The 23256-nt window shown below is 68.7% G+C and carries 26 protein-coding genes; 10 read left to right on the top strand and 16 right to left on the bottom strand.

Going from position 1 to position 23256, the window contains the following annotated elements; genetic code table 11:
- Nucleotides 1-199 precede the first annotated feature (199 nt).
- Nucleotides 200-1813 carry an alkaline phosphatase family protein gene (locus D7D52_RS16475; RefSeq protein WP_120737462.1) on the bottom strand — a complete coding sequence of 538 codons (1614 nt, stop codon included), beginning with the start codon at nt 1811-1813 and terminating at the stop codon, nt 200-202.
- Between the two features lie 114 nt (nt 1814-1927).
- On the bottom strand, nt 1928-3121 hold the full coding sequence (locus D7D52_RS16470; protein ID WP_222932834.1) for a cytochrome P450: 1194 nt from the start codon (nt 3119-3121) through the stop codon (nt 1928-1930).
- A gap of 172 nt (nt 3122-3293) precedes the next feature.
- Between D7D52_RS16470 and D7D52_RS16465 the strand changes: the two genes are divergently transcribed.
- The 6 genes from D7D52_RS16465 (at nt 3294) to D7D52_RS16440 (ending at nt 7654) form a co-directional block, all read left to right on the top strand.
- Nucleotides 3294-3884, top strand: coding sequence for an HAD family hydrolase (locus D7D52_RS16465; RefSeq protein ID WP_120744168.1), 591 nt, complete (start codon nt 3294-3296; stop codon nt 3882-3884).
- Nucleotides 3885-3953: 69 nt separating this feature from the next.
- Nucleotides 3954-4415 carry an OsmC family protein gene (locus D7D52_RS16460; RefSeq protein WP_120744167.1) on the top strand — a complete coding sequence of 154 codons (462 nt, stop codon included), beginning with the start codon at nt 3954-3956 and terminating at the stop codon, nt 4413-4415.
- 10 nt (nt 4416-4425) lie between these two features.
- Nucleotides 4426-4707, top strand: a complete 282-nt coding sequence (locus D7D52_RS16455; RefSeq protein ID WP_120737460.1) for an acylphosphatase — start codon at nt 4426-4428, stop codon at nt 4705-4707.
- A 26-nt stretch (nt 4708-4733) separates the two neighbouring features.
- Entirely contained in the window at nt 4734-5972 is a 1239-nt protein-coding gene (locus tag D7D52_RS39185) for a hypothetical protein (RefSeq protein ID WP_246023895.1), read from the top strand.
- Nucleotides 5972-7135 (top strand): glutathionylspermidine synthase family protein, encoded by a 1164-nt coding sequence (locus tag D7D52_RS16445; RefSeq protein ID WP_120737456.1) that lies wholly within the window; start codon nt 5972-5974, stop codon nt 7133-7135. Before D7D52_RS39185 ends, D7D52_RS16445 begins: the two co-directional genes overlap by 1 nt.
- Before the next feature lie 66 nt (nt 7136-7201).
- Nucleotides 7202-7654: a DUF350 domain-containing protein gene (locus tag D7D52_RS16440; protein ID WP_120737454.1), complete on the top strand. Its 453-nt coding sequence runs from the start codon at nt 7202-7204 to the stop codon at nt 7652-7654.
- Here the strand turns inward: D7D52_RS16440 and D7D52_RS16435 are convergent.
- The 6 genes from D7D52_RS16435 to D7D52_RS16410 form a co-directional block, all read right to left on the bottom strand.
- Nucleotides 7651-8232 carry a dihydrofolate reductase family protein gene (locus tag D7D52_RS16435; RefSeq protein WP_120744166.1) on the bottom strand — a complete coding sequence of 194 codons (582 nt, stop codon included), beginning with the start codon at nt 8230-8232 and terminating at the stop codon, nt 7651-7653. The two genes, D7D52_RS16440 and D7D52_RS16435, sit on opposite strands and share 4 nt — an antisense overlap.
- A gap of 116 nt (nt 8233-8348) precedes the next feature.
- Nucleotides 8349-9206 carry a bifunctional DNA-formamidopyrimidine glycosylase/DNA-(apurinic or apyrimidinic site) lyase gene (mutM, locus tag D7D52_RS16430; protein ID WP_120737452.1) on the bottom strand — a complete coding sequence of 286 codons (858 nt, stop codon included), beginning with the start codon at nt 9204-9206 and terminating at the stop codon, nt 8349-8351.
- Nucleotides 9207-9974, bottom strand: a complete 768-nt coding sequence (gene rnc, locus D7D52_RS16425; RefSeq protein ID WP_162958347.1) for a ribonuclease III — start codon at nt 9972-9974, stop codon at nt 9207-9209. It lies immediately after the preceding gene.
- A gap of 17 nt (nt 9975-9991) precedes the next feature.
- Nucleotides 9992-10174 carry a 50S ribosomal protein L32 gene (gene rpmF / locus D7D52_RS16420; protein ID WP_120737450.1) on the bottom strand — a complete coding sequence of 61 codons (183 nt, stop codon included), beginning with the start codon at nt 10172-10174 and terminating at the stop codon, nt 9992-9994.
- A 2-nt stretch (nt 10175-10176) separates the two neighbouring features.
- Nucleotides 10177-10857 (bottom strand): YceD family protein, encoded by a 681-nt coding sequence (locus tag D7D52_RS16415; RefSeq protein WP_187703161.1) that lies wholly within the window; start codon nt 10855-10857, stop codon nt 10177-10179.
- Between the two features lie 126 nt (nt 10858-10983).
- The gene (locus D7D52_RS16410; protein ID WP_120737448.1) at nt 10984-11730 is read right to left on the bottom strand and encodes a DivIVA domain-containing protein; all 747 of its coding nucleotides are present in this window, start codon (nt 11728-11730) and stop codon (nt 10984-10986) included.
- 264 nt (nt 11731-11994) lie between these two features.
- Here D7D52_RS16410 and D7D52_RS16405 point away from each other — a divergent pair, with 264 nt between their 5' ends.
- Both D7D52_RS16405 and D7D52_RS16400 read left to right on the top strand, forming a co-directional pair.
- Nucleotides 11995-12573: a GtrA family protein gene (locus D7D52_RS16405; RefSeq protein WP_342775270.1), complete on the top strand. Its 579-nt coding sequence runs from the start codon at nt 11995-11997 to the stop codon at nt 12571-12573.
- A gap of 268 nt (nt 12574-12841) precedes the next feature.
- The gene (locus D7D52_RS16400) at nt 12842-13843 is read left to right on the top strand and encodes a hypothetical protein (protein ID WP_162958346.1); all 1002 of its coding nucleotides are present in this window, start codon (nt 12842-12844) and stop codon (nt 13841-13843) included.
- A 60-nt stretch (nt 13844-13903) separates the two neighbouring features.
- Here the strand turns inward: D7D52_RS16400 and coaD are convergent, their stop codons facing one another.
- The 7 genes from coaD to D7D52_RS16365 form a co-directional block, all read right to left on the bottom strand.
- A complete protein-coding gene (gene coaD, locus D7D52_RS16395; protein ID WP_120737444.1) occupies nt 13904-14389 on the bottom strand; it encodes a pantetheine-phosphate adenylyltransferase in 486 nt (161 codons plus the stop codon).
- 38 nt (nt 14390-14427) lie between these two features.
- Nucleotides 14428-14985, bottom strand: a complete 558-nt coding sequence (gene rsmD, locus D7D52_RS16390; protein ID WP_120737442.1) for a 16S rRNA (guanine(966)-N(2))-methyltransferase RsmD — start codon at nt 14983-14985, stop codon at nt 14428-14430.
- On the bottom strand, nt 14982-18386 hold the full coding sequence (locus tag D7D52_RS16385; protein WP_120737440.1) for a pyruvate carboxylase: 3405 nt from the start codon (nt 18384-18386) through the stop codon (nt 14982-14984). The genes rsmD and D7D52_RS16385 overlap by 4 nt, the downstream gene beginning before the upstream one ends.
- Before the next feature lie 324 nt (nt 18387-18710).
- Nucleotides 18711-18923, bottom strand: a complete 213-nt coding sequence (locus D7D52_RS16380) for a DUF397 domain-containing protein (RefSeq protein WP_120737438.1) — start codon at nt 18921-18923, stop codon at nt 18711-18713.
- Nucleotides 18913-19875 (bottom strand): helix-turn-helix domain-containing protein, encoded by a 963-nt coding sequence (locus tag D7D52_RS16375; RefSeq protein ID WP_246023894.1) that lies wholly within the window; start codon nt 19873-19875, stop codon nt 18913-18915. Before D7D52_RS16375 ends, D7D52_RS16380 begins: the two co-directional genes overlap by 11 nt.
- A gap of 246 nt (nt 19876-20121) precedes the next feature.
- Nucleotides 20122-20730 carry a hemerythrin domain-containing protein gene (locus D7D52_RS16370; RefSeq protein ID WP_120737436.1) on the bottom strand — a complete coding sequence of 203 codons (609 nt, stop codon included), beginning with the start codon at nt 20728-20730 and terminating at the stop codon, nt 20122-20124.
- A 10-nt stretch (nt 20731-20740) separates the two neighbouring features.
- A complete protein-coding gene (locus tag D7D52_RS16365; protein ID WP_120737434.1) occupies nt 20741-21583 on the bottom strand; it encodes an NAD(P)H-binding protein in 843 nt (280 codons plus the stop codon).
- A gap of 96 nt (nt 21584-21679) precedes the next feature.
- Here D7D52_RS16365 and D7D52_RS16360 point away from each other — a divergent pair, with 96 nt between their 5' ends.
- Together D7D52_RS16360 and D7D52_RS16355 are read left to right on the top strand one after the other, a co-directional pair.
- Complete coding sequence (locus tag D7D52_RS16360; protein WP_120737432.1) at nt 21680-22165, top strand: MarR family winged helix-turn-helix transcriptional regulator; 486 nt, start codon at nt 21680-21682, stop codon at nt 22163-22165.
- 242 nt (nt 22166-22407) lie between these two features.
- The gene (locus tag D7D52_RS16355; RefSeq protein ID WP_120737430.1) at nt 22408-22758 is read left to right on the top strand and encodes a hypothetical protein; all 351 of its coding nucleotides are present in this window, start codon (nt 22408-22410) and stop codon (nt 22756-22758) included.
- Between the two features lie 101 nt (nt 22759-22859).
- Here D7D52_RS16355 and D7D52_RS16350 read toward each other — a convergent pair whose 3' ends face one another.
- The gene (locus tag D7D52_RS16350; RefSeq protein WP_120737428.1) at nt 22860-23231 is read right to left on the bottom strand and encodes a hypothetical protein; all 372 of its coding nucleotides are present in this window, start codon (nt 23229-23231) and stop codon (nt 22860-22862) included.
- Between the last annotated feature and the right edge of the window lie 25 nt (nt 23232-23256).

Raw genomic sequence — 23256 nt, 5'->3', positions numbered from 1 at the left:
CCCTAGTCATCCCGGCGTGCTTTGGCCGGCATCCACACCGCCGCGTTGGATTCCGGCCACAAGCACGCCGGAATGACGGAGCTCGTCCACGCCGGAGCCGGGATGGGAGTTAGGGGCTCCCGAGTGGTCAGGGAGCTCTCTCGCTGCCGAATCGGACAGAATCCGCGCGAAGAGCTCCCTGACCCGGGTTGGACCCCGGTCAGCTCGGCAGGGTCGCCGTGTGTTCGGATTTCACGGCGTCGAGTTGCTGGGGGTCCAGGCCGAGGCGGTCCAGGATGGTGGGGGCCAGCTGGGTGAGCGAGACCTGTTGGGGGACTTCGTGCTTCGAGATGCCGGAGCCGACGAGGAGCAGCGGGACGTGGCGGTCGTCGGGGCTGGTGCCGCCGTGCTCGGCGATCTTGGATTTACCGGCGGTGTAAACGGTGCCGTTCGTGCCGGCGAACAGGTCCGGAACGCGCGGGTCGTCGGCGGAGGCGCCGAAGTAGGTGAGCGCGTCGGCGCCGGCGTACACCTGTGCGGTGTCCACACCGGAGGCGGTGAAGGGCTTCGGGTTGCCGTTGATGTCGGTGCCGGTTCCATTGGCCGCCAGCAGCTTTCGCTTGGCGAAGGCGACCGCCTCGGGTGAGCGGTCGGCCAGCCACCACAGGATGGCGGCATCGTCGATGGAGTGCGCGATCAGCTTCGGGGTCTGCGGGTGGGTAGCCGCCCACTCGGCGTCGATGCCGTCGATGATCGGCTTGTCGTCCACCCGCGTCAGCGCGTCCGGTTTGATCGGCGACTGCCCGTGCTTGGCCGTCACCACGATGGTGGTCTTACCGCTGAGCCCCGCCTGGTCCAGCGCGGCCACGAACCGGCCGATCTGGCGATCCACGAAATCCAGCGAACTCGCCAGCAGCGCACTGGGTTTCCCGTCCACGCCGTACCCCTTGGAGGCGGGCAGCTTCTGCGTCACCGACACGGCCTGGAAGTTCATGCCGAACACCGCGGGCACACCGACCTGCTTGGCGCCGGAGTGATCCTTGCCGGCGATCTCGTTGACCACCGCGTCGGCCTTGTAGGTGTCGTAGCGCTGGGTCTGCTCGGCGTCCTTGGTCCAGGCCGCGCCCTGGGGCGAATTGCTGTCGATCTCCGGGGTGAACAGGTCGTCGATCGAGCGGCCGCCCTTGCCGTTCATGATCTGGTACGCCGGATGCTTGTCCGACCAGGCGGTGCGCTGCCCGGCCGCGTGCACGACCGAGAACACGGTGTTGACCTTCAGATAGTCCGACGGCGAAATCGGCTTGCAGGTCACGGGATTCACCGGCAGCTTGGCCGGATCCAGCACCGTGCTCGGATCGTCGGTCATGGCCGAGATGCCGTCGGGCAGCCCGGTCAGGCCCTGGCCGCCGTCGAGATCCTCGGTCTTCTTGTCGATCTCCTCGGTCAACGGCACCTGCGCGCCCTTGGCGGCGGTGGCGCAGTCCTTGGTGCCGGCGGGCAGCAGATCGCGCGCCCAGGTGTCGTCGTAGTAGACGCCGGTGGTCTTCGGGCCGCCGCCGGTGATCATGGCCATGATGCCGGGGAAGGAGTCGGCGGGGGCGAGCACCTGCGCGCCGGTGTACTGCGCGCCACGCGCGGCCAGCTTCGCCAGCGCCGAATCCTGGTGCGCCGCCACATAATCGGCCAGATCCGACTGGTGCATGCCGTCGATCGACAGCAGCAGCACATGCTCGTCGTGCCCGGCCTTGTCACCACCACTGCCGCATCCGGCGACCGTCAGCCCCAGCACCGCACACGCACCGGCCGCCGCCAGCCGGTAAACCGTTCCACGCACTCACATACTCCGTTTCCACGCCTCCGGCTCCCCCGAATCGGGGTGCCGAGATCCCGGAAAGAGTTGCGGGCGCGGGTAACGGCCGGGCGGCGGCGCGGTGATGGCCGCGCGAACTTACCGCGACAACCGCACCGGCAACGACTTGAGGCCATTGTTCAGATTCGAACGGATGCGCCGGGATTGCCCGGTCTGCTCGATATCCCGGAAGCGGGCCAGCAGCTCCTCGAAGAACACCCGGCCCTCCAGCCGCGCCAGGTGCACGCCCAGGCAGAAGTGCTGCGCCAGACCGAACGACAGGTGCGGGTTGGGGTTGCGACGAATATCGAAGGACTGGGGATCGGCGAAGACGTCCTCGTCGCGATTGGCCGAGGTGTACCACATGGCCACCTTGTCGCCCGCCTTGATCGGCACCCCGCGGATCTCGGTGTCGGCGGTGGCGGTGCGGCGGAAGTAGTGCAGCGGGTTGGCGTAGCGCAGGATCTCTTCCACCGCACCGGGAATCAGCGCCGGATTCTCGCGCAGCGCACGCAGCTGGTCGGGATGCGCGAGCAGCAACTCCAGTCCCGAGGACAGCATGGTCTTGGTGGTGTCGTTGCCGGCGGTCACCAGTTGGGTGAAGAAGCTGCCGAACTCCAAGTCCGACATGGGTTTTCCGCCGAACGCCCCGGCCAGGATGAGCGAGGTGAGGTCCGCGCGCGGCGGTGCGGCGCGGCGGGCCATGGAGAACTGGATGGCGTAGACGGCCATAGTGGTCAGTTCGGCTCGCACGTCGAAATCGCCGACGAGTTCCGGATCCTGCTGGCTCACCGACTGTTCGGCCCAGCGCCGGATGCTCGGCCAGTCCTCGGCCGGAATGCCGAACATGCCGCCGACCACCTGACTGGGCAGCACACCCGCCACCCCGTGCACGAATTCGACCTCGCCCTCGACACCGTCGAGCAGGGTGCGGGTCAGCGCGCGGACGCGGTCCTCGAGTTCGCCGATGACCCGGGCCTTGAAGTGTTCGGCCAGCGGCCGGCGGTATTCGGTGTGGCGGGGCGGGTCCATCATGAGCAGCATGTTGCGGGTCTGTTCGAGGCGTTCGGGAGGCTGGTTCTCCAGGATCACGCCCTGCTGCTCGGCGGAGAACAGTTGCGGATTGCGGGCGACGTGCGCGACGTCGGCGTGCTTGAGGATCGCCCAGTAGCCGGGTTCGCCCGGCATGTCCTGCCAGTGCACCGGATCGGAGCGCCGCAGCTCGGCGAAGATCTCGTGGATCGGTCCGGCCACGTAGAGCTGCGGATCGTAGATGTCGGCGACCGTGCTCACCTTGCACCTCGGGATTCACTTGCGGGTCCGCGTCTTTCGCTCCCGACGCTAAACCGGGGCCGCGCGCCGCGGCAGGATTCCGGACGAAGTTCTCATTCAGTGGACATCGCGTCAGCGACCCGGCGGTACCCCGTGCCGCGTCACCGCGCGGCCATGAACCACCATGGACGCCATGCCCATTGCCGCGATCGTGTTCGACATGGACGGTGTGCTCATCGACACCGAACCCATCTGGGAGGAGGTCCGACGCGCCTACGTCGACGAACTGGACGGCCGCTGGCTGCCCGATACCCAGGACCGGTTCATGGGGATGAGCACCGCCGAATGGTCCGAATACACCAGCCGCAAGCTGATCGACGGCCGCCGCACGCCCGACGAGGTGGCCTCGGATGTCATCGCGCGCATGGCCGCCCGCTACGCCGAGCAGCTGCCGCTCATGCCGGACGCGGTCGAGACGGTCCGCAGTTGCGCCGAGTCCTACACCCTGGGGCTGGCCAGTTCGTCGCCGCGCCGGCTCATCGATGTAGTGCTCGACCACATGGGCTATCTCGAGGCCGCCGCCCGGCTGGGTATCGAGCCCGATCGCTGCGTGGCGATCGAGGACTCCAGCAACGGTTTGCGCGCGGCGCACGCGGCGGGCATGACGGTGATCGCGGTCCCGCATTCCAAGTACCCGCCCGCCCCCGACGCCCTCGCGCTGGCCGCGTTCGTCGCCGGCGACCTGAGCGAGATCACCCCGGCGCGGATGTCGGAATTCCGCTGACGGCATCGGTGTTCCGAAGGATCGGCAACCGAATGGTTGTCCCGGGTGACCCAATGGGAGGATCTTCCTATGTCCGAACAGACCGCCGCCACGCCGACCGCCGCCGATCAGTCCGCCGAACCGGTGAAGCTGTGGGCCGAACGCACCGGCACCCGCGCCTACACCGGTCGCAACAATCGCGGCGGTGAGGTGCTCATCGCGTCCGCGGGCGTGCCGGGCGCGTTCACGCCGGGCGAGCTGCTCAAGATCGCGCTCGCGGGCTGCACCGGACTCAGCGCCGACTTCACCCTCTCGCGTCGCCTCGGTGACAACTTCGACGCCACCGTGCACGTCGCGGGTGACGCCGACCGCGAGAACGAGGTGTACCCGGAGCTCACCGAGGAATTCGAGCTCGACCTGTCCGAACTCGATGCCGAATCCCGCCAGCGGCTGCTGGTCGCCGCCCAGCGCGCCGTCGACAAGGTGTGCACGGTCGGGCGCACGCTGAAGGCGGGCACCGTGGTCAACCTGACCTTCCGCGTCGAGGAATGAGCGTCGCGGCATGAGCGCAGCCCCGGTCCGGCTCAGCGCCTGGGTCCACGGTGACGTGCAGGGCGTCGGCTTCCGCTGGTGGACCCGCTCCCGCGCCCTGGAACTGGGCCTGACCGGCTACGCCCGCAACCACCGCGACGGCCGCGTGCACGTGGTCGCCGAAGGCCCCCGCGAACGCTGCGAAACCCTCCTCGACCTGCTACGTTCCGGTACAACACCGGGCCGGGTAAACCTGGTGGTGGAAGACTGGAACCCCGCCCAGGGCGGCATGACAGGATTCGAAGAACGCTAGCGCGCGGCAAGCCCACGGAGTCGACGATGCCCACTGACCACCCCACCGGTCCCAACCCCCCGGACCACCCCGCCCCCGACCCCGCACCCCGCCCCGAATCCCCCACCCCCGAACACCACCCCCTCCCCCCATACCCGGAGGACCCGGAGCCGACCGCCCAGGCCGCCCCCGCCCGCCCCGACTCCGAACCGACCCGCGCCCTGCCCACCGAATCCAGCTCCAGCGCAGCCAGTTCCGGCGGCACGGGGAACTCCGATCCGGCCGGCGCGCCCGGCGGTTCCACGAAGTTCGAGCACCATGGAGTGCCCCCCTACCCGGAGGACGAGGCTAGCCCGGGCGCGGGCCCGAATCCGACGCTGCCGTTGCCGGCTGGGCCGCAGCCGACGGTCGCGCTGCCGGTCGAATCCGGTGCTGGTGCAGGCGAAGCCGGGGGTGAGTCGCAGGTCGCGGCCGAATCGGGTGGCGGGGCTGGGGCCGGTGCGGGCGGGGCGCAGCATGTGCGGCATCCGCTGGCCGGTGAATCTCATGGCGGGTCAGGCGCTTTCGGGCGGCCCGGGGAGGTGCCGCTGCTCGGTACGGCTGGGTTCGTGCTGGGTGGGCCGTCGCCGTATCCGCAGGATCCGCCGCCGTTCGCGGAGCCCGCAGACCCTTCGGAGGCCCGGGAGCCGCGGGCGCCGAGACGGGGGCGGATGACTACGCAGGAGGCTGGGATCACGCAGCCTCGGCCGCCGACGGTGGCGGAGGCGCGGGCGCGGGAGAAGGCGCGGCGGCGGGCCGAGGAGAAGGAGCGCGCGGAAGCCGAGGCGGCGGAAGCCAAGCGGCGCAAGAAGAAGCGCGTGCTCATCGGCGGGGCCGCGGTGGTGGGCATCGCGGCGTTGGTGGGTGGTGGGTATCTGGCCGCCGAGGCGTGGAACGGGCCGGAGGTGACCGCCTACTGCACGGTGGTGGCCAAACAGGGGGAGACGGTGCCCACGGGGCCGGGTCAGAGCGTCACCGCTACTCAGGACAATCAGGAGATCGTGGTCCCGGACAATTACTGCTCCGACGCGACCGATCACGGCGACGGCGGTATTCATCCGGGCTTCTTCTTCCTGGCCGGGCATTCCTACCGTTACTACTACGGCGGCACCGGCACCATCGGGCACGCGCCCAGCGGGGGCAGCATCTCGCCGCCCGCGGGTGCGACGGTGAAAACCAAGAGCGGCAGCACCATTCAGCGCGGCGGTCTGGGCGCGAAGGTTCACGGCAAGGGTGGAGGTTCTTAGTGCGGCGGATTCGCAGCACTCCGCGGCCGGGCTGGCAGCGGATCATCGAGGGTCAGGGCCTGGTCTACGGCTCGCCGGGACAGTACGCCAACGGGCAGCCCCGCCCGTACTGGGACGAATCGGTGCACTACGAGTTCGACATGGACGAGATCCTGGCCATGGAGGCACAGGTCGAGGTGCTGCACACCATGTGCCTGCACGCCGTCGAACAGGTGGTGCTGACCGAGCGTTTCGCGGATTTCGGTCTGCCGCAGTGGAGTTGGGAGCACATCACCAAGTCCTGGCATCGCTCCGACCCGCACGTCTACGGCCGCTTCGATCTGCGCTACGACGGCCGCGGCCCGGCGAAACTGCTGGAGTACAACGCCGATACCCCCACCTCCCTGCTGGAGGCGGCGATCGTGCAGTGGCACTGGCTCACCGACACCCACCCCGACGACGACCAGTGGAACTCCTTGCACGAGAAGCTGGTCGAGCGCTGGGGCGAGTTGCGTGACACCCTGCCGGGCAGTCAACTGCACTTCAGCTGGTCGAGCGCCGACGCCTCCGGTGAGGACAACGTCACCACCGCCTACATGCAGGAGACCGCCGCCGAGGCCGGTTTCGACACCGTCGCCCTGCCCATCGAGGAGGTCGGATTCGATTCGGAGCTGGGCCGTTTCGTGGATCTGGCCGAGGCCCCCATCGAGGCCATCTTCAAGCTCTACCCCTGGGAATGGGCGCTGGACGACGAATTCGGTCAGCGCATCATGGCCTCCCTGCCGGAAACCATGTGGCTGGAACCGCTCTGGAAGACCCTGCTGTCGAACAAGGCGATCCTGGCCGTGCTGTGGGAGATGTATCCCGGCCACCCCAACCTGCTGCCCGCCTACCTCGACGACCCGCACGAACTCACCGAGTACATTCGCAAACCCAAACTCGGCCGCGAGGGCGCGAACATGACCATCGTCGGCGCGGGCATGGAAACCGCGACCGGCGGCGTCTACGGCGAGGAGGGCTACGTCTACCAGCTGCTCGACCCGCTGCCCGAATTCGACGGTATGCGACCGGTCTTGGGCGCGTGGATCGTGGGCGACACGTCGGCGGGACTGGGCATCCGCGAAACCGTCGGCCTCATCACCGACGACACCTCCACGTTCGTCCCGCACCGAATCCCTCAGTAAACCGGCATCCCTCAGTAAACCGGCATCCCTCAGTAAACCGGCTCGATTCACGACGGAGGATCACCGATGACCACCGCTCTCGCGCTCGAAGCAGGCTATTGGAGCTCCCTCGGCCGCGGCGCCGGCGCGATCGTGCTCTACGCGCTGCTGGGTCTGGCCCTGCTGCTGATCGGCTTCCAGGTGGTGGACTGGACCACCCCGGGCCCGCTGCGTTCCATGGTGGCCCGGGGTCTGCCCAATGCTGTGGTGATCAGCTCCGCGGCCATGATCAGCGTCGCCTTGATCGTGGTGCTGGCCATCTTCGCCCAGGGCGGCCGGCTCGCCGAGGGTCTGATCGCCACCACCGTCTACGGACTGGTCGGCATCGTGGCGCAGGTGATCGCGGTCCGCGCCCTGGAATTCACCCTCGGCATCGATATCGGCGTGGTGCTGCGGAATCCGGAGTTCAGCATCGAGTCCGTGGTGGTCTCGGCCGGGCACATCGCCATCGGCCTGGTGGTGGCCGTCGCGATCCTCTAACGCACGCGCCCGTACTTGATGAAGGCCACGCCGTCCTCGAACACCCGGCTGGTGATCACCCGGAACCGGCTGGGTTCGGGCAGTCGCGAGCCGGTGCCGAACAGCGGGCGGCCGTGGCCCAGCACGATCGGGTACAGCTTCAGGAACACCTGGTCGATCTCCGGCATCAAGGTCTGGGCGAGCTCCCCGCCGCCGCACAGCCAGATGCCGAGTCCCTTCTCCCGCTTGAGTTCTCGCACCCGGGCCACCGGATCCGCGGCGATCAACTCCACGTCCGGGGCCGGATTCTCCGGCAGCGTGGTCGACACCACGAACTGCCGCAGATGCGCGTACGGACTGGACGTGCCCGTGCGGACGCCGAAGTCGTGGGTCTTGCGGCCCATGATCACGGTGTCGAAGTTCTGGCAGGGTTTGTCGACGTCCAGCACCTGACGCACCTTGGTCGGCAGCGTCTCGGGATACTGCGCGATGACCGCCGGCCCGTGATCACCCCCGACCGGGAAGAAATCGACCGAGCCGGCATCGGTGGCGATGAAACCGTCGATGGTGGCCGAGACGAAGTAAGTCAGTTTGCGCATCAGTTCCTCCAGGCGGCACAACGCATGCCGCTACAGAAAAGGTAGCGCCTCATCGCCGCCGATTGGGAGGCTCGATCACATCACGCGAACCGAAGGGGGAATCGAACCCGCTGGTCTCAGCCGCGCGGGCGGGGCTGACAGCGCGGGCAGGAGAAAGACGAACGATTCATGAACTTCTCCCGCCGCATGATCGCGCCGCAGCGCCGGCAGGGCTGATCCTCGCGGCCGTAGGCGTTGAGCGACCGCTCGAAGTACCCGGACTGGCCATTGACGTTCACATACAGCGCGTCGAAGGAGGTGCCCCCGGCCTGCAGCGCCTCACCCATGACGTGCTGCGTCTCCGCCAGCAGCGTGTGCAGCGCCGGCCTGCTCAGTTTGGCCGCCGGGCGCTCACCGTGAATCTTGGCCCGCCACAAGGCTTCGTCGGCGTAGATGTTGCCGACCCCCGACACCACGGTCTGATCGAGCAGGAGTCGTTTGATCTCGGACTGCTTGCCGCGCAACGTCTTCACGACGGCGTCGGCGTCGAACCGCGGATCCAGCGGGTCGCGGGCGATGTGCGCCGCGCATTCGGGCACCCAGGTGCCGTCCACCTCGACCAGATCCGAAAGCATCCAGCCGCCGAAGGTGCGCTGGTCCACGAACCGCAGCTCGTTGCCGTCGTCGAGGGTGGCCACGATGTGCGCGTGCTTCTCCACCGGCGCGGTCGGGGGCTGCACCAGCATCTGCCCGGACATGCCGAGATGCACGACCAAGGAGGTATCGGGCTCGTCGAAGGTGAGCCACAGGAATTTGCCGCGCCGCAGCACCCCGTCCACGCGCAGACCGGTCAACCGGGCGGCGAGATCGTCGCCGCCGAGCACATGCCGGCGCACCGAGCGCGGATGCTTGACGGTCACCCGGTCCAGGACGCGGCCCACCACATGCTCGGTGAGCCCGCGCCGGACGACTTCGACCTCGGGAAGTTCGGGCATCTAGCTCTTCGAGCCGTCCGAACCCTCGGGCGCGTTCTCGGCGTGCAACGCCTGGTAGGCCGCGCCCGCGGCCTTCTGTTCCGCTTCCTTCTTGGAGCGGCCCACCCCCTGGCCGTAACCCTTCCCGCCGATCACCGCGGTGGCGGTGAACTCCTTGTCGTGGTCGGGTCCGGTGGAGGTGATCTCGTAGCTGGGGACGCCGATACCGCGCTCGGCGGTCAGCTCCTGCAGGCTGGTCTTCCAGTCGAGCCCGGCTCCCATGCGGGGACCGCGCTCGAGCAGTGCGGCGAACAGCCGCAGCACCACACCGCGCGCCACATCGATGCCGTGCTCGAGGTGCACGGCACCCAGCAGCGACTCCATGCCGTCGGCGAGAATGCTGGGCTTGTCGCGGCCGCCGGTGAGTTCCTCGCCCTTGCCGAGCAGGAGGTGGCGGCCGAGACCGCCCTCACCGAGGCCGCGAGCCACCTCGGCCAGCGCGTGCATGTTGACCACGCTCGCGCGCAGCTTCGCCAGTTCGCCTTCGGATTTGTCCGGATGCTCCAGATAGAGCCGCTCGGTAATGCTCAGGCCGAGCACCGAATCGCCCAGAAACTCCAGGCGCTCGTTGGTCGGCAGGCCACCGTTCTCATAGGCGTACGACCGGTGTGTGAGCGCGAGGCGCAACAACTCCGGTTTCACGTCTACGCCGAGCGCCTCGAGCAGGCTGGCATGATCGGCTGCGTCACCCACGGCGGGAACTTCCGCCGCGTCCTTGCTGGCGGTCACGGTCGATGAACCGCGAATCAGATCGCGGAGGTGACCTGACGGCCCTTGTAGGTACCGCAGGACGGGCACGCGATGTGCGGCAGGGTCTTCTGGCCGCAGGCGCGGTTCGGGCAGGTGATCAGGGTCGGCGCGGTGGCCTTCCACTGGCTGCGACGCGCGTGGGTGTTGGCACGGGACATCCGGCGCTTCGGAACGGCCACGACTAGCTCTCCTCTGTCTTCTTACTCGCGGCACCGTTGTGCGCCGCGAGGGTGGAATCGGTTGATGGGTCCGACGCTTCCGCCTCGATGGAAGCAGCGTCCGTGTCGGTGGACTCAGCACTGAAATCGGCGAGTCCGGCCCAGCGAGGGTCAAGTATCTCATGACCATGCTCGGAACCCGCAATCGCCATCTTGACGCCGCATTCCGGGCACAAACCGGCGCAATCCGGGCTGCACAGCGGCGAGAGCGGAAGCTCCAGGCCGACCGCGTCGACGACGACCGGTTCGAGGTCGATCATGTCGTCCACCAGGCGGTGGATCTCGTCTTCCTCGGTGGTCTGCTCGGTGGCGCTGTCCGGGTAGGCGAACAGCTCGGTGAGCTGGATCTCGATCTCGTCGCTGAAGGGTTCGAGGCAGCGCGAGCACTCGCCCTCGATGGGGGCGGTGACGCTGCCCATGACGAGCACGCCCTCGGAGACCGACTGCAAGGTCAGATCCATGTCGATCTGCCCGCCCGCCGGGATGGCGACCAGGTCGAGCCCGATCCGCTCGCCGGTAGTGAAGCTGCGCTGCCGCTGCTTCATCGAGCCGGGGGCGCGTCCGAGACTGCGCACATCCAGCACGAAACCCGCGTCGATCGCCTGCTGACGATGACGCGACGGCTTACCGGAACCGGCAGGCATCTACGAACTCACCTCGTGATCGGTGGGGAATGGGCAACCACCCCACAATACCGAAAGCCCCGCGTGCCCCCCAAATGGGGCAAACGGGGCACGAGAGCCGGTGGCCGCGGCCGAGATTCGACGAATCTAGCGGCGGAACTCGGAGGCGTAGTCGGGGATGGTGGTGCCGGAGCGGACCTGGTGGCGGCCGCGGCCGACGATGCGCAGGGTGTTGGAGAGGGTCTCCTCGAAGTCGGCGAGCTTGCCGTCGACGTAGTCGTCGCACTCCTGGCGCAGGCGATCGGAGTCGGCCTGGGCGGCGTCGATGAGGCGGGCCGATTCGGCATGCGCGGCGCGCACCACCTCGGCCTGGCTGACCAGGCGTTCCTGTTCGGCCTTGCCCTCGGCGACCGAGCGATCGTAGGACGCCTGCCCGGCGGCGGCGAGGCGATCGGCTTCGGCGCGGGCGCGGCCGGTGAGGGCATCGTATTCGTTCCTGCCGTCGGCGACGGTGCGCTCGGCCTCCTCCTCGGCGGCGGCGACCAGGTGTTCGGCGTGCGCGCGGGCCTCGGCGACCATGCGGTCGGCGTGCGCCTTGGCGTCGGCGAGGATGCGATCGGCCTCGTCGCGGGCGGAGCTGACCGTGTGGTGCGCTTGGTCGTTGGCGGTCTTGACGGTGGTCTCGGCACCGACGCGGGCGTCGGTGACGATCTTGTCGCGGTGATCGAGCACGTCCTGGGCGTCGTCGAGCTCGCCGGGCAGCGCGTCACGAACATCGTCGAGCAGTTCGAGGACCTCGCCACGCGGCACGATGCAGTTGCGGGTCGGCGGGATGCCGCGGGCCTCTTCGATGATGGCCACCAGTTCGTCGAGCGCTTCGAATACCCGGTACATGTGCTACCCCACTCTCCTGCCAGGACTCACGGCGAGACTCTCCGCTTCCGCCAGTCTGCCAATCTCCGCGCTGTCAACAAGGTCCGACACGGCGTGTCGCGGGTTTTCCGAAACATGGCCTGTTTCACAGCCCGGAAAAACAAGTGGAGGAAACAACTCCACTTGGGTTACCGTTGAACAGCGAGAGAGAGCGCCCGCCAACGGCGGTGGCCCGGAAGGACTCCGGACCGCCCGGCGGGCACCGGTGTTCGGATGGGGAAGACGATGGCTGTCCACGAGATTCCGGAACGGGCGACGATGCCCGCGTCCGGGCTGGTGTTCACCTACGCCTACGGCAGCGAGGCCATTGCCTACGGCTCCGAGGCGCTCGCCCACGGCACCGACGCTCTGCAATCCACCGGCACTCGCCTGCACTCCACCGGCTCGCGGTGGCTGGGCCGGCTCGGCGCCTGGCTGCGTGGGGACCGGTGGCTGGCGCAGCTGATTCGCTTCGCCCTGGTCGGCGGTCTCAGCAATGTCGGGTACATCCTGTTGTTCCTCGCGCTCTACGGCGGCGGCCCGCAGCTGGCCAATCTGGCGGGGTCCATCGTCAGCACCGCCCTCGCCAACGAGATGCATCGGCGGCTCACCTTCCAGGCCGCGGATCGGGTCCGCTGGTACACAGCCCAATTGGAGGGCGGCGCGCTGGCGTTGGCCGGTCTGGCCATCACCTCGGGCGGCCTGGCCATTCTCGAGGTCACCGATCCGGGCATCGGCGGGATCACCGAGGCCGTCGCCGTGCTGGGCATCACCGCCGCCGTCGGCACCATGCGCTTCCTGACCCTGCGCCTCTGGGTTTTCTGACCTCCGGCCCCGAACCCCGCCCCCACACCGAAATCCGGCGTGTCGTGCGGGGTTTCGTCGTTTCTCGCGCGTTCACGGAACCCCGCCCGGCTGGTCGGCGTCCAAGAAAGCATCCGATCGACGAAAGGGGTTCCGAGATGGACCATGGGCGCGGATGCCTTGGGGGACGACGCAATACGGCCGGACCTCGACCACAGCATCCACCCGGGCGGGTCTGCGGGACCTGCGTGCGACACCGGCGTCCGCGCCCGCCCCGGCGGGAGGCGGCATGAACAGCGGGATGATTGTGAGCCGGGAGCAGGACGGTGAACGGCGTTGTGCGGCAGCGGGATCGCGACGGGCGCTGCGCGAGGGGTGCGGCGCGCGGACGGCGACCGCGGCGAGTTCTCGGGCCGGCCGCCGGGCGGTCGATGCGCACGGGATGGCGAGCGCGGCGGCTCGCCGTGAACGGCATCGGGAGCTCATCCGGTCCATCGTGCCGGAGATGGTGGCCGGGACCGTGGTGAGCCATCAGTCCGCCGCGGTGCTCTACGGCGCCATGCTGTGGCGCACGCCGCTGGAGCGGATCTGCGTCACTCGCAACCGGCGCGGCGGCGGCAAGACGCGGCCGCTGGTGAAAGTCCATGGCTCACCGGTGGATTCACTGGTGGAGCTCGACGGGCTGCCGGTCACCACGCCCGCGCGCACGGTGCTCGATCTGGCCCTGAGCCTGCCGTTGGAGTCCGCGGTGGTGGCGAGTGACGCACTGGTGGGCGCGTTCGGTCTCACCCCGGACGAACTGGCCGGCGAACTCGCGCGAGCCAAGGGCCGCTACGGCATCGATCAGGCCAAACGGGTGCTGGCGATACTCGACGGGCGCAGCCAGAGCATCGGGGAATCCTTGAGCCGCACGATGTTCCACCGGCACGCGCTGCCCCTGCCCCGCTCCCAGGGCAATGTCTTCACCCCCGACGGCCGCTTCGTGGCCCGGGTCGACTTCTACTACGAATCCGCCGGTGTCCTCTGCGAATTCGACGGTCTCACCCCCTACGGCCGCCTGCTGGCCCCCGGCCAGGACGTCGCCGCCACCCTGCGCCGCGAACGCCTCCGCGAAACCTATTTGCGCGCCTTGGGTTTCGAGGTGGTGCGCTGGACCTGGGACGACCTCGTCCGGGGGAATCCCGCCCGCCGCTTGCGCGCCGCCCTGACCACCGGCCGCCGGCGCCCCGACGGCCGAATCGAGCCCGCCCCCGCCCGGCCACCGCGCCGGGTACGCGAGCGCGCGCTCTGAGCGTCGCGCACCGGGCGCGGTTGCCCGCGCGGGTGATTCACTCCCGCGCGGGCGACCCGGTCACTTCTGGCGTTCGGCGATGCGCGCCAGCAGGCGCTTGTGCACTACCGGCGGCAGCAGGTCGGAGACATCCCCGCCGTACGCCGCGACTTCCTTGACCAGCGAACTGGAGACGAACCCGTAGAGCGGATTGGTGGCGATGAAGTAGGTGTCCACCCCCGTCAGCTTGCGATTCATCTGCGCCATCTGCATCTCGTAGCCGAGATCGGTGGCGTCGCGCAGCCCCTTCACGATCGCGGTGATGCCCTCCTGCTTGGCGAAATCCACCAGCAGTCCCCGCCACGACTCCACCCGCACGTTCGGCAGGTGCGCGGTCACCTCCCGAATCAACTCCATCCGCTCCTCGACCGTGAACATCCCCTGCTTGTTGGGATTCACCACCACGGTCACCACGACTTCGTCGAACTGCTCCGCGGCGCGGGCGAAAACATCGAGATGTCCATTGGTCACCGGATCGAACGACCCCGGGCACAGTGCTCCAGCCATGGCCGCACGCTACCGCATGCGGCCGGCCGCCTCGACGGTCAGGCTTCGAATTCGGCGAGGTCGATGCGGGTTTCGCCGTAGCTGCGGGACTTCAGGGGGGAGAAGGGTTTGGGCCAGGTGAGGGCCGGGGAGCGGGTGGAGCGTTCCACCACGATCAGGGCGTCGTCGTGCAGCCAGCCGTTGTCGGCGAGGGCGCGCAGGTCGGATTCGACCTGGGCCACGTCGAGGTCGTAGGGCGGGTCGGAGAAGACGAGGTCGTAGCGTTCGGGCGGGGTGCCGGTCAGGACGCTGGCGACGCTGTTGTGGCGCAGTTCCGCACCCGGCAGGCCGAGGTCGCCGATATTGCCGCGGATGATGGCGGCCGCCTTGCGGTCGGCCTCGATCATCAGCGCGTGGGATGCGCCGCGCGACAGCGCTTCCAGGGCCAGTGCGCCCGAGCCCGCGTAGAGGTCGAGGACGTGCAGGCCCTCGAAGTCCATGCGGGCGTGCAGGACCGAGAAGAGGGCCTCGCGGACGCGGTCGGAGGTGGGGCGGGTGCCCGCCGGGGGGACGCGCAGGCGTCGGCCCCCGGCGGTACCTGCCACGATGCGGGTCATTCGGCGGCGGCCTCGTTGAGGTTGACGTCGACGAGCAGATCGCCGCCTTCGACCTGCTGCACCTTGGCGATGGCGACGCGGCGGATCACCCCGGCGCGCGGCGCGGTGATGGCGGCCTCCATCTTCATGGCCTCGATGGTGCCGATGGTGTCGCCGGCGGCGATCGAATCCCCTTCGGAGACAGCGAGAGTCACCACGCCCGCGAAGGGTGCCGCGATGTGGCCGGCATTGGTCTTGTCGGCCTTCTCGGCGGCCGGGATCTCGCTGGCGATGGACCGGTCGCGCACCGTGATCGGGCGCAGCTGCCCGTTGAGGATGCACATGACCGTGCGCATGCCGCGCTCGTCGGGCTCGGAGATGGCTTCCAGCCCGATGAGCAGGGTGACGCCCTTGTCGAGCTGGACGTGGTGTTCCTCGTCGTGGCGCAGCCCGTAGAAGAACTGGTTGGCCGACAGCCCGGTGGTGTCGCCGAACTTCTCACGGTGCGCGAGGAATTCGGCGGCGGGCCCGGGGAACAGCAGCCGGTTGAGGGTGGCGCGCCGTTCGGCGGAGGTGCCGGCCAGCCCGGCCTCGTCGGCGGCGGTCAGCTGGGTTTCCGGTTTGGCCGGGCCGCGTCCGGCCAGCGCGCGGCTGCGGAACGGTTCGGGCCAGCCGCCGGCCGGGGTGCCGAGTTCGCCGCGCAGGAAACCGATCACCGAGTCGGGGATGTCGTAGCGGCCCGGATCGGCGGCGAAGTCCTCCACGTCGACGCCGCTGCCGACCAGCGACAGCGCCAGGTCGCCGACCACCTTGGAGGACGGGGTGACCTTGACCAGCCGGCCCAGCAGCCGGTCGGCCGCCGCGTATTTCGCCTCGACCTGCTCGAACTGATCGCCCAATCCCAGCGCGATGGCCTGCTGGCGCAGGTTCGACAGCTGCCCGCCCGGGATCTCGTGGTGGTACACGCGTCCCGTCGGGCCCGGCAGCCCGGATTCGAAGGGCGCGTACACCTTTCGCAGCGCCTCCCAGTACGGCTCGAGATCGCAGACGTTCTGCAGATCCAGGCCCGTGTCGTAGGGCGAATTCGCCGCGGCCGCGACGATTGCCGACAGCGCGGGCTGAGAGGTGGTGCCCGCCATGGGCGCCGACGCGCCGTCGACGGCGTCGGCGCCGGCCTGCCAGGCGGCCAGATAGGTGGCCAGCTGCCCGCCCGGGGTGTCGTGGGTGTGCACGTGCACCGGCAGCTCGAACTCGCGCCGCAGCGCGCTGACCAGCGTGTGCGCGGCGGGTGCGCGCAGCAGTCCGGCCATGTCCTTGATGGCGATGACGTGCGCCCCGGCCTCGACGATCTGCTCGGCGAGCTCGAGGTAGTAGTCGAGGGTGTAGAGGTCTTCGTTGGGGTTGGACAGGTCGCCGGTGTAGGACAGCGCGACTTCGGCCAGGGCCGTACCGGTTTCGCGGACGGCGTCGATGGCCGGGCGCATCTGGTCGACATTGTTGAGCGCGTCGAAGATGCGGAAGATGTCGATGCCGGTGGCGGTGGCCTCGGAAACGAAAGCGCGCGTGACCTTTTCGGGGTACGGCGTGTAGCCGACGGTGTTGCGGCCGCGCAGCAGCATCTGCAGGTTGATGTTCGGCACGGCCTCGCGCAGCGCGGCCAGCCGCTCCCACGGGTCCTCGAACAGGAACCGCAGCGCCACGTCATAGGTTGCGCCGCCCCAGCATTCGATGGACAGCAGCTCCGGCGTCAGCCGCGCCACATGCCCGGCGACGTCGAGCAGGCCGTTGGTGCGCACCCGGGTGGCCAGCAGCGACTGATGGGCGTCGCGGAAGGTGGTGTCGGTGACGGCCACGCCCTCGCGATTGCGCAGCCACCGCGCGAACCCTTCCGGCCCCAGCTCGAGCAGTTTCTGCCGGGTGCCGGGCGGCGGCGGCACGCTCAGGTCGAGGGCGGGCAGTTTGTCGTGCGGGTACACCTTGGTCGGCCGCGAGCCGTGCGGCTTGTTCACCGTGACGTCGGCCAGGTAGTTCAGGATCTTGGTGCCGCGGTCGGCGGAGCTCTTGGAGGTGAGCAGCTGCGGCCGCTCGTCGATGAACGAGGTGGTCACCTTGCCCGCGCGGAAGTCCGGATCGTCCAGCACCGCCATCAGGAACGGGATATTGGTCGTCACGCCGCGAATGCGGAATTCGGCGACGGCACGCCGGGCGCGGGCCACCGCGGTGGCGAAATCGCGGCCGCGGCAGGTGAGCTTGACCAGCATGGAGTCGAAGTAGGCCCCGACCTCCGCGCCGACATTCGCGCCGCCGTCGAGGCGCACGCCCGCGCCGCCGGGCGAACGGTAGCCGGTGATGCGGCCGGTGTCGGGCCGGAAGCCGTTGGCCGGATCCTCGGTGGTGATGCGGCATTGCAGCGCCGCGCCGCGAATGCGGATGGCGTCCTGGCTCAGTCCCAGATCCTCGAGGGTCTCCCCCGCCGCGATCCGCAGCTGCGACTGCACCAGATCCACGTCGGTGATCTCCTCGGTCACCGTGTGCTCCACCTGGATTCGCGGATTCATCTCGATGAACACGTGGTTGCCGCGCTCGTCGAGCAGGAATTCCACGGTGCCCGCGCAGGAGTAGCCGATCTCCTTGGCGAAGGCCACGGCGTCGGCGCAAATCCGGTCGCGCAGTGCGGGATCCAGGTTCGGCGCGGGCGCGAGCTCGATCACCTTCTGGTGGCGGCGCTGTAGCGAACAGTCCCGCTCGTAGAGGTGGATGACATTGCCGCGCTGGTCGGCGAGGATCTGCACCTCGATGTGGCGGGGATTGACCACCGCCTGCTCGAGGAACACCGTCGCGTCGCCGAACGCGGATTCGGCCTCACGCGCGGCGGCTTCGATGGATTCGCGCAGCTGCGCCGGATCGGCCACCCGCCGCATACCGCGCCCGCCGCCGCCGGCGACGGCCTTGACGAACAGCGGGAATTCCATCTCCTCGGCCGCGGCCATGAGCGCGTCCACATCCGCGGACGGCGCGCTCGAGCGCAGCACCGGCAGTCCGGCGGCCTTGGCGGTGGCGATGGCGCGCGCCTTGTTGCCGGTCAGTTCCAGCACCTGCGCGGAGGGCCCGATGAAGGTGATCCCCTCGCGGGCGCAGGCCGCCGCCAGGTCCGGATTCTCCGACAGGAAGCCGTAACCCGGGTAGACAGCATCGGCCCCGGCGGTCTTGGCGGCCTTGATGATCTCCTCGATCGACAGGTAGGCCCGCACCGGATGCCCCGGCTCACCGATCTGGTAGGCCTCGTCGGCCTTGAGCCGGTGCACGGAGTTGCGGTCCTCGTACGGAAAAACCGCGACGGTACCGATGCCGAGTTCGTAGGCCGCGCGGAAGGCGCGAATGGCGATCTCGCCGCGGTTGGCGACCAGGACTTTGGAGAACATGCGTAGAAGGTACCTGCCCGCGGACACGGATCGGGCATCGAAGTCCGGTTCGCGGCAATCTTCACAGCCCGCACATCGTCTCTGCGAATTTGTGTTAATCACCGTGATACATGCCTGCCGGTGAGGGTCGCGCTCCGCCGACCACCGAATTCGCCGACTTGCTAACCGCGGTGGCGTGAGAGTGCCGGTGAGCGTCGGCCGACGCACCCGAGACATCCCTGCGTCCGGATCGCCGCGCGTTCGTGTCCGACCGCACACCTACGCCCGCCCTTTTCGGGAACGCCAAGGCCGACAAGCAGATTCGCGCCCCCGGTGTACGGCCGATCATCGCCCGCGCGCGACGAACCTCCCCCGCCCCAAACCCGCTGCGAACACATCCCATTCACCAGCCGTGAACACCAACGCCGGCCCGGCGGGATCCTTGGAGTCCCGGACCCCCACCCGGCCCCCGTCCAGGAATGCGACCTCGACGCAGTCGGATCCCCCCTGGCTGTAGCTCGACTTGAACCAGCGGGCACGCATCAGGTCATCGTTCACTCTCGTATCTCCTTGCTAGCTCACGCATCAGGTCGCGGCTCGAACGCGGATCCAAGCTCGACTCCTGAAGCCTGCGGAACGCCTCGCGGAATCTGCTGACGTCCGCGCGCTGCTCGAGGTACGCGCTGCCCGCGTAGCCCTCGCAGTAGACCTGCGGCGGATCCTGCCGATGACCGGGGGCGCCACTGCCGAAATCCATGATCGTGAAGGGCGGCAACGCCGCGCCGAGCGGGAAGCCCGCGCGAAACGGCAGGACCCGGATCTCGACGTTGCGGCGAGTGCCGATATCCGCGAGATGTCGGCATTGTGCTGACATGAGCCCATTGTTCCCCACCACGGTCCTCAGCACGTTCTCGTGCAGGACCACCGTCGCCTCGGCCGGCAGGTGAGTGCGAGTCAGAATGTGTTGCCGCTGAACGCGAATCCGCACCCGACGATCGAGTTCTTCCTCGGTCTCGTCCGAGAAGTACGTCCGGTCGAGAGCCCTTGTGTAGTCGGCCGTCTGGAGCAGACCGTGGACGATCAACGATTGAAAGATCGTCAAAGTCGTTGCGCTGGACTCCAGCCCGAGGTACAGGTTGGCCCAGGCCGGAATCAATCCGCCGTACGCGTGCCACCACGACTTCGCGGGCACCTGCTCGGCCAGCCCGCGCGCGACCTCGGTCGTCGCCCCGTCCAGACCGTACGCGTCGCAAATCGCCAAAATATCGCTGACTCTGATCTTCTCGGTCTCGCCCCGCTCGAGGCGACTGAGGGTGGGCCGGCTCCACTGCACCAGTGCCGCAGCCCGCTCCAAATTCATCCCGGTGGCCGACCGCGCCTCCCGCAGCAGCCGCCCGAGCTGCCGGCGTGGCAGCGTCGTCCCGGTCTCCTCCGACTCTTCGCCACCCAGCTCCCGTCCTCTCACCGGGCTCGAAATTCCTCTCGTCTTGTGAAGAAGTTTGGCCTTCAATGAGATGTGTCCTGGCGTTTTTCCCCGATTCCGCAGATTCTCTGCGCGTGTCGCTGCCGACACCCGGTGTGGCGCACGGTTTCCCCATGACTCCCAGCTGGATCAATGACTTCTGCGAGGACTCCTATGTGGACAGCCGACGCCGGGCCGAGGGCATTCTGAAAATCCACGCGCCCTGCACTCCGCCCTGCCCCCGGGCGCGGGGCGCGGCCGCCTACCTCGAGAAGTCCGACGAGGCGGAGTCGGTCAGTGGGACCACAGACGGCGGCGGTGGTAGCGGCGTTCCCACAGCAGGGCGTTGATCGGGCGGATGGGGGCGGGCATGGCGGCGAGGAACTGGCGGCGGCGCTCGGGGGTGGCCGCGTCCAGGACCCAGGGGACGTAAACCGCTGCGCCGGAGGGGCCTTGGGTGCGGGCCATGGCGGTGCGGAAGGCGGACCAGTCCTCGGGGGTGAGTACCTCGTCGATGAGCGGGAGAGCCTTGGTTTCCTCGTGGAGCATGTGGTCGGTGAGCAGGCCGGTCAGCGCGTGGACGTGGATCGCGAGGTCGGGTGACGCCGTGCGCAGGGCCTCGTCCACGGCGTGCAGGGCGGGGTCGAGGGCGGCGTGTTCGGCTTCCATGTCGGCCATGAGCGTGACGTCGGCGGGGCGGTCGGCCAGGCGGGCCAGGACCGGCGGCCACAGGGCGGAGTCTTCGACGGTGTGGTGGACGTGGAGTTGGCGGGTGAAATTGGCCCAGCCCGCGCGCACGCCGGGGGAGGCGGCCCGGCCGGCGGCGACGGCGGCGGTGAGGCGGTCGAGGTCGCGGCGGAAGGCGTCGTGGGTGAGGTACATGAGGGTGAAATCGATGGACATGAGCGCTCTTTCAGTGTGTGAAGGCGGCGGCGTGCGCGGTGGCCCAGGCGGCGAAGTCGAGGGCGGAGCGGCCGAGCAACTCGGCGACGGTGTCGGTGGTGGGGCCGGGGACGCGGGCGTAGTCGGCGAGTGAGCCGAGCAGGCGGGCCGGGACCTCCTCGGGCAGGCCCTGCGCCAGCATCGCGGCCCGCACCTGCGCGGGAGGCAGTTCCAGGAACGACAGGTCCCGGCCGGTGGCCGCGCCCAGCATGCGGACCTTGTCGCACTGGGTCAGCGACTCCGGCCCGGTGAGTAGGTAGCGCTGCCCCTCGTGCTCGCTCTCGGTGAGCGCGCGAACCGCGACGGCGGCGATGTCGCACTCGTGAATCGGTGAGGTTGCGGCGGCACCGTACGCACCACGCACCACGTCGCCGCCTCGCAGCTGCGGTGCCCAGGCCAACGCGTTGGCGTCGAAGTCCGCGCAGCGCAACATGGTCCAGGCCAGGCCCGACGCCTCGGCCGCGGCTTCGAGTGCCCGGAATCCCGCGATGAAGCGTGGTTCCCCGACGGGATGTTCGACGGTCGCGGCGGACACGACCACGACCCTGCGGGCACCGTGTTCGGCTGCGGCCGACAGGATTTCGGACGCCGACGCGATCGCGCCCCGGGAGGACAGCAGCACCGCCTCGACGCCGTTCCAGGCTTCGGCGGGAATGACGGGTGCCGCCGGATCACCCTGGACCACAAGGGTTCCCGGTGCCAGGTGCGCGGCAGCCGGGTCACGGGTGACCGCGGTGACCTTCGCACCCGCGGAATCCAGCTGCTCGACCACTTCCCTGCCGACCACCCCGGTCGCTCCGATGATGACGTACATGACGACCTTCCCATCCCCGGCGGAACAGCGGACACCTTCTACGCCGGATGCCATACGATATGAAAGTCATATTATTTGGTTTGAGTTGGAGATGATATGGATTCCATAGAACTTTCGGGTGATCCACGTCACCGGCGCCGCCTGACGACGCGCATCAAGGGCTCGCTGCGGGATGTCCGCAGCCAATTGGCCCTGCTCAACCGGCAGATCAGCCTGCGACTCGAACTCCGCGACATCGATATCGACTGCCTGGACCTGATCTCCGCCCACGGCCCGATCAGCCCGACCGCACTCGCGAAACAGGCCGGCCTGCACCCCGCGACCCTCACCGGCATCCTCGACCGCCTGGAACGCGCCGGTTGGATCGTGCGTGAACGCGCCACCGGCGACCGCCGCGCGGTCACCGTCCGCGCCCTCCCCGACCGCCTCGGCGAGATGTACGGTCTGCTCTCCGGCATGAACACCGCCGTCGACGCCCTGTGCGCCGACTACACCCCCGACCAGCTGGAACTACTGGCCACCTTCCTCGAAAACGTCACCACCGCAGGCCGTTCCGCCACCGCGGACCTCGAAAAGAGTTGAGCCGGTGCGACAATCGCTCCACGGCAGGCAGACTCGGTGCCGAGCAGAGAAGCGAGGCCACGCCGGCCACCGCGACATCCTGCGCGAGCAGATCGGCCATCGATCAATGGAGCCACCGGCCGCGGCGCAAAGCTCTTGATAAGACGACCGCAAGAATGCTCCGGTTGCATTCCCCGGGTACCGAACAACCTCCGGTTCAACGGAATTCACGTTCCGGCGGAGCACTCCCCGAGGAGCACACCATGAAGAACTCACGCATCGCGGGTGCCGGACTCGCCGCCGCCGCGGTCACCGGCCTGCTGCTGCCGGCGGCGCCGGCCGAGGCGAAAGCGCCGGTTCCGAACGCCTGCCTGGTGATCGAGAACCAGACGTCCTACGGCCTGACGGTCGTCGTGCGAAACCGGCTGTTCGAGGGCGACAGCTGGAAGATCAGCCCGAACATCACCACCACCCTGACCCTCGACAACGGCAATGCCATCGCGACCGCCGACGGCGACTGGAGCATCGACGCCCCGTCGGGCACCTGGCGCTACGAACCCGACTGGAACCGCGACCGGGGGTGCAACGGCTCCTGGGTCTACACGGTGTCGTGAACTCGACGGGACTCGAACCCGCTTCGTCCGGCAGCCGACTCGAATACCGTTGCACCACGGCCTCTTTCGAAGTCGCCGACGAAGCGGGTGGCGCCGTCCTACTACACCTCGAGATCCTCTTCGATCCCCTTGAGGCGGTGGCGGGCCATGGCGAGGTTGGCGCGGCCCCGGTCCAGCGCCAGGTAGAGGAACAGTCCCTTGGATTTCCGGCCGGTCATGGGCCGGATGATGTGGTACTGCGCGCCGAGGGTGATGAGGATGTCCTCGATGTCTTCCTTGATGCCGAGCTGGTCGATGGTGCGCATCTTGGCGCGCACCACCTCGGTGTTGCCGGCGGCGGCGACCTGCAGGTCCAGCGCCTTGGAGCTGCCGAGCATGCCGAGCGCCATACCGCTGTTGTAGTCGACCACGGCGGCGCCGACGGCGCCGTCGATCACCATCATGTCCTTCAGTGCGATATCCATGTTGGACATGGGTTTTCCTTTCAATCGGTGTTAT

The sequence above is a fragment of the Nocardia yunnanensis genome (genome assembly GCF_003626895.1).
In the GTDB taxonomy this organism is placed as follows: Bacteria; Actinomycetota; Actinomycetes; order Mycobacteriales; family Mycobacteriaceae; genus Nocardia; species Nocardia yunnanensis.
The sequence above is the reverse complement of the archived record's forward strand: the minus strand, read 5'-3'. Positions and strand labels throughout refer to the sequence as shown.